At 77.3% G+C, this 5763-nt stretch carries 6 protein-coding genes; 3 read left to right on the top strand and 3 right to left on the bottom strand.

Annotated features, from left to right (window positions below; genetic code table 11):
* Window positions 1–36: 36 nt before the first annotated feature.
* A complete protein-coding gene (locus tag ACFCX4_RS34220; protein ID WP_376151029.1) occupies window positions 37–1620 on the bottom strand; it encodes an MFS transporter in 1584 nt (527 codons plus the stop codon).
* A 142-nt stretch (window positions 1621–1762) separates the two neighbouring features.
* Between ACFCX4_RS34220 and ACFCX4_RS34215 the strand changes: the two genes are divergently transcribed.
* Window positions 1763–2266, top strand: coding sequence for a MarR family winged helix-turn-helix transcriptional regulator (locus tag ACFCX4_RS34215; RefSeq protein WP_376151027.1), 504 nt, complete (start codon window positions 1763–1765; stop codon window positions 2264–2266).
* A gap of 103 nt (window positions 2267–2369) precedes the next feature.
* Entirely contained in the window at window positions 2370–2891 is a 522-nt protein-coding gene (locus ACFCX4_RS34210) for a GNAT family N-acetyltransferase (RefSeq protein ID WP_376151025.1), read from the top strand.
* 73 nt (window positions 2892–2964) lie between these two features.
* Here ACFCX4_RS34210 and ACFCX4_RS34205 read toward each other — a convergent pair whose 3' ends face one another.
* Both ACFCX4_RS34205 and ACFCX4_RS34200 read right to left on the bottom strand, forming a co-directional pair.
* Window positions 2965–3477 (bottom strand): methylated-DNA--[protein]-cysteine S-methyltransferase, encoded by a 513-nt coding sequence (locus ACFCX4_RS34205; protein ID WP_376151023.1) that lies wholly within the window; start codon window positions 3475–3477, stop codon window positions 2965–2967.
* The gene (locus ACFCX4_RS34200; protein WP_376151021.1) at window positions 3474–5126 is read right to left on the bottom strand and encodes a DNA-3-methyladenine glycosylase 2 family protein; all 1653 of its coding nucleotides are present in this window, start codon (window positions 5124–5126) and stop codon (window positions 3474–3476) included. The genes ACFCX4_RS34205 and ACFCX4_RS34200 overlap by 4 nt, the downstream gene beginning before the upstream one ends.
* 147 nt (window positions 5127–5273) lie before the next feature.
* Here ACFCX4_RS34200 and ACFCX4_RS34195 point away from each other — a divergent pair, with 147 nt between their 5' ends.
* Window positions 5274–5729 carry an ASCH domain-containing protein gene (locus ACFCX4_RS34195; RefSeq protein ID WP_376151019.1) on the top strand — a complete coding sequence of 152 codons (456 nt, stop codon included), beginning with the start codon at window positions 5274–5276 and terminating at the stop codon, window positions 5727–5729.
* Window positions 5730–5763: the final 34 nt, after the last annotated feature.

Raw genomic sequence — 5763 nt, 5'->3', positions numbered from 1 at the left:
GAGCGGGGCCGGCCCTGCTCCCGGCGGCGGTCCCGCTCAGCGCCGCCGCACCGGCCGGGTGAGCAGCACGGCCAGACCGGCGACGGCGGCCAGCACCAGCAGCACCGCGCGGCCGCCCTCCACCGGGCCGGCCAGATGGACACCGAGCACCGGCAGCGCGGTGCCGAGCGCCGTCCCGAGGCTGCGGGCCATGTTGACCATGCCGCCGCCGACCGCCGAGCACTCCGCCGGTATCGCCCGCATCACCAGGGCGTTGTTGGCCGGCAGCAGCAGACCCAGCCCGGCGCCCGCGACCAGCAGCGGGACCATCGGCAGCAGCACGGACCCGCCCGCGGCGGGCAGCAGCAGGCAGCCCAGCAGCCCGGCACCGGCGAGTGCCGCGCCGAGACGGCAGCGGACGACGTCCGACCAGCCGCGCGGCAGCAGCGCGCCGCCCGCCGTCGCGGCCACCGCGAACGCGGCCGGGAGGACGGTGATCACCAGCCCGGCCCGTGCGGCCGGGAGGCCGGCCTCGGCGAGCAGCACCGGGCCGAGCACCAGGGGACAGAACAGCAGCAGGTAGCCGATCAGCGAGACGGCGAGGCCGGGGCGGACGCCGGGGGTGTTGACCAGGCCGGGGGCGAGGATCGGCCGGGTGGCGCGGCGCTCCTGGCGGACCAGGCCGAGCCCGCACACCACGGTGGCGAGCAGCAGGGCGGCGACCGCCCAGCCGGGCAGCGGCAGGCCGGAGGCGGCGGAGAGCGCGAGCAGCAGCGCGGTGGTGGCCCCGGCGAGCAGCAGCAGTCCCGCCAGGTCGAAGCGCCCCCCGTCGGGGTCGGCGCGGACGGCGCCGCGCGGCCGGGACAGCGGACCGGACCGCCCGGATCCGGCGACGGGGGCGGGGCCGGCGACGGGGGCAGGGGCAGGGACGGCGGCGGGCATGCGGACGGGAGCGGCAGCCGGGGCGGGGATGCGGACGGCGGCGAAGGCGGGGGCCGGAGCCGGGGCGTCGGGCCGGGTCCGCGGCAGCAGGAACCAGCCCGCCGCGATGCCCACCAGGGCGACCGGCACGTTGATCCAGAACACCCAGCGCCAGGAGGCGTGCTCCACCAGCAGTCCGCCGAGGCTGGGCCCGAGGGCCAGGCCGAGGCCCTGGGCGGCGGCCTGGATGCCGAGCGCGCGGCGCATCGCGTGCCCGGGCACCCCGCGGGCGACCAGGGCGACGCTGTTGGCCTGCATCATCGCGCCGCCGACGGCCTGCACGGCCCGGCAGGCGACCAGGGTGCCGAGTCCGCCCGCGAACCCGGCGCCGAGCGAGGCGAGGCCGAAGACGGCGAACCCGCCGAGGTAGACGGTCTTGCGGCCGAGCAGGTCGGACAGCCGGCCGACCGGGGCCAGCAGGGCGACCAGGACCAGCAGATAGGCGAGGGCGACCCATTCGACGGCGGCGAAGCCGGTGTCGAAGTGGCGCTGGAGGGCCGGGTAGACGAGCGCGGTGACGCTGGCGGTCAGCTGGCCGAGGAAGGCACCGAGGCAGACGGTGCCGACGGCGAGCCAGTGGGCGTACCGCCGCTCGGCTATGGCGCGCGGACGGGGGCGCTCGGTGAGCAGCCGGGTGGTGAGGGTCGACGCCGCGTTCATACGGCGAAATATATCGGATACAGATATGTTCTATCTACGATCTGATCTGCGTGCGACGGGCCCGTCACGGAGCGGCATCGTCCGTCCCCGCCCCTTCTCAGGCGGTCTGGCGCCCTCCGAACCAGGCGCTACGCTGTCGGCCATGCCGTCGTCACCCTCCGTTCCCGAACCCGCCGCCGATCCGCAGGACGTGGAGTCGGCGGCGATCGAGCGCGCCCGGCGACTCACCGACGCGGTCACCCGGCTGCGCCGCTCGCTGCGCAGCAGCATCCGGACCGACTACCCGTGGGAGTCCCTGCCGATGGCGCAGGTCGAACTCCTCCAGACGCTCGCCGCCGCCCCGCTGCGGGTCGGCGAGCTGGCCGCCCGGCAGCGGCTCGCCCCCAACACCGTCAGCGGCCTGGTCGGCAAGCTGCTCGACGCCGGATTCGTCGATCGCCAGCCCGACCCCGGCGACCGCCGCACCGCCCGGATCGCGCTCACCGCCGCCGGACGCCGCCAGCTCGACGACTGGCAGCGGGCCCACGAACGCCGGATCGCCACCGCCCTCGACACCCTCTCCACCGACGACCGCGACGCCGTGATGCACGCGCTGCCCGCGCTGGAGAACCTCGCCCGCGCGCTCGCCGAGCCCACCGGCGGCTGAACCGCCCCCGGCGGCCGGCCGGCGGGGCGAACGGTGGGCAGCGGGCAGCGGGCAGCGGGAAAATCCGGTACCGCGTCGGCCGCGGTCCGGCTACCGTCCCGCCATGGACCCCGCGCTGCTGCGTCTCGAACCCTGGACCGACGCCGACCTCGCCCTGCTGCGCCTGGTCAACACCCCGAAGATGCGCGGGCACACGGGCGGCCCGGAGAGCGAGGAGCGGACCCTCGTCCGGCACCGGCGGTACCTGGACCTCGTCCCCTCCGGGACCGGCTGCATGTACCGCGTCGTGCTGGAGCCGGAAGGGGTCGCGGTCGGCACGGTCGGCTACGCCGAACGCCCCTGGCAGGGCGGCACGGTCCACGAGATGGGCTGGAACGTGCTGCCGCCCCACCAGGGGCGCGGGATCGCCCCGGCCGCGGCGCGGGCCGCCGTGGCGGCCGCCGCCCGCACCGCCCGGCACCGGTACCTGCACGCCTTCCCGTCGGTCGGGAACCCGGCCTCCAACGCCGTCTGCCGGCGGGCCGGGTTCACCCTCCTCGGGGAGACCGACTTCGAGTTCCCGCCCGGCCGCACGATGCGCAGCAACGACTGGCGGGTGGATCTGCGGGCGGTCCCGGCCGGCTGAGGCACCGGCCAGGACGGCCCGGGAAGGCCCGCCGGGCAGGCCGGGGCACCGCCCGCCCGGGCGGCCGCCCCGCTCAGAACAGCGAGGTGCCGCCCTCCAGGTCCAGCAGCCAGCGCTTGCGGTCCACGCCGGCGGCGAAGCCCGTCAGTGCGCCGTTGGCGCCGAGGACGCGGTGGCAGGGGCGGACGATCAGCAGCGGATTGGCGCCGACCGCCCCGCCCACCGCGCGGACCGCGCGCGGGGACTCGCCGGCCAGGTCGGCGAGCTGTCCGTAGGTGACGGTCCCGCCGTACGGGATCTCGTCGAGGGCGGCCCAGATCCGCCGGCGGAACTCGGTGCCCACCGGTGCCAGCGGAAGGTCGAAGGCGGTGCGCTCGCCCGCGAAGTACTCGGTGAGCTGGGCGACCGGCACCGCGAGCGCCTCCGGGTCGTACACCCAGTCGTCGGCGGGCTCGGCGAGCGCGTACTTCTGGCCCGGGGCGGTGACGGTGGCCAGGCCCGCCGGGCCGCCGTCCCCGGGCAGGACGCCGCTGAGCAGCAGCCGGCCGAGCGGGCTCTCCATGAAGGTGTGGACGGTGGTGCTCATGCTGGGGTGTTCTCCGTTCCGATGGTGCTCGTGCTGCGGTCGGCGCTCCCGGCGCCGTCGGTGCTTCGTGTGCTCCCGGCGCCCGGGGTCCTGTCGCTCCCCGCCCCGGGGGCGACGGCCGGGCCCGCCCAGAGGCGGTGGACGGCGTAGGAGCGCCAGGGGGCCCAGGGCCCGGCCGCGCGGGCGGCGGACTTCGGGTCCCCGGCGGCGCCGAGCCGGAGCAGTCCGTGCTTGACGCCGATGTCGCTCGGGAGGAAGACGTCGGGGTCGGCGAGGGCGCGCATCCGCAGGTAGCCGACGGTCCACGGGCCGATGCCGGGCAGGGCGAGCAGCCCGGCCGCGGCCTCCTCCCGGTCGACGCCGCCGTCGAGCCGGACGGCGCCCTCGGCGAGCGCGGCGCACAGGCCGGTGAGGGCGCGGCGCCGGGCGGCCGGCATCGCGAAGTCCTCGGGGTCGGCGGTCGCCAGCGCGGCGGAGGCCGGGAAGAGCAGCCGCAGTCCGCCACTGGGTTCGGGCAGCGGCGTGCCGTACTTCTCGGCGAGCCGGCCGGCCAGGGTCCGGGCCGCCCCGACGGTGATCTGCTGCCCGAGCACGGCGCGCACCGCCAGCTCGTGCGGGTCCACGTGGCCCGGCGAGCGCAGTCCGGGGCGCGCCCGGACCAGCGGGCCGAGCAGCGGGTCGGCGCCGAGCTGCTCGTCGACCGCGAGCGGGTCGGCGTCCAGGTCGAACAGCACCCGCAGGCGCTGGACGGCGGTCGGCAGGTCGCGCAGGTCGGTGAGCAGGAGCCGGCAGTCGAGCCAGCCGCGGGTGGCGGGCTCCCCGGCGGCGAGGCCGTCGACCTCGGCGATGCCGTGGCCGTACGGGAGCGCGAGGGTGCGGCGGTAGGTGCGCACGCCGGGACGCGTGCCGGGGACGACCTCCTCCACGCCGGGGACGGCGCGCAGGGCGAGGAAGTCGATCAGGTGCCCGCTGTCCAGGGCGCCCCGGTAGGCGAGCCGCAGGGCGAGGCCGCCTGCCGGGGTGGCGGTGCGGCGGCCGGACGCGACCTCGGCGCGCAGACCGCTGGGGGTGCGGTCGTACACCTCGCGGACGGTGTCGTTGAACTGCCGGACGGAGGCGAAGCCGGCCGCGAACGCGATGTCGGTGACGGGCAGCTCGGTCGTCTGGAGCAGCAGCCGGGCGGTCTGGGCACGGCGGGCCCGGGCGAGCGCGATCGGGCCCGCGCCGAGTTCGGCGGTGAGCTGGCGCTGCAGCTGGCGGGAGCTGTAGCCGAGGCGGCCGGCCAGGCCGGCCACGCCCTCGCGGTCCACGACGCCGTCGCCGATCAGCCGCATGGCCCGGCCGACCAGGTCGGCGCGGTGGTTCCACTCGGGCGAGCCGGGGACGGAGTCGGGGCGGCAGCGGCGGCAGGCCCGGAACCCGGCGCTCTGCGCGGCGGCGGCGCTGGGGTAGAAGGTGCAGTTGACGCGCTTCGGGGTCACGGCCGGGCAGCTCGGCCGACAGTAGATGCCCGTCGAGGTGACGGCCGTGAAGAAGACGCCGTCGAAGCGGGCGTCCCGGCTGTCCACGGCGCGGTACCGGATGTCGTCGTCGATCACGCTGTCCAGTCTGCGGCACCCGGCGGACGTCGACTGGCGGGAATCGGACATGGGCGTCGGGGGCGGCGGACCGCCGGGCGGGCGGAAAACCGGGAGCCCGCGCACCTCCCGGCCGGATAGCCTGCGCACGGTCCCGCACCGCGCCCGCACCCGCACCGCGCCCGGACCGCATCCGCACACCGCGTCCCAGGAGGTCCCGTGCCCGAGCAGCCCTACACCGGTCCGGACGACCCCCGGGTGACCGCTCTGCCGGTGGAGGAGTTCGCCTTCCCCGGCCCGCTGCGGGACCGGCTGGTCGGCGCGGTGCTGTCCGGCGCCAAGACCAGCACCACCGGGCTGTCGGCCGAGTACGAGGCCGAGGGCGCCCCGCTGCCGAGGGCCGGGACGCGCGGCGCCGTGGTCGACTCCGACGGGCGGATCGTCGCGGTGACCGAGGTCACGGACGTCCGGGTCGTCCCGCTCGGCGAGGTCGACCTCCGGCACGCGATGGACGAGGGCGAGGGGTACACGACGGTCGCCGAGTGGCGGGCCGGGCACGAGCGCTTCTGGCACGGCGAGCAGCTGCGCGCGGCGCTCGGCGACCCCGGCTTCACGGTGGACGACACCACCCGGGTCGTCCTGGAACGGTTCCGGTTGGTGGCCGACCTCCGCTGAGCCCGCCGGGCGGCCGGGGCGCACCGCCCCGGCC

This window comes from Kitasatospora sp. NPDC056327 (assembly GCF_042261735.1).
GTDB lineage: Bacteria > Actinomycetota > Actinomycetes > Streptomycetales > Streptomycetaceae > Kitasatospora.
Note: the sequence above shows the minus strand (reverse complement) of the source record. Positions and strands in the feature narration are given on the sequence as shown.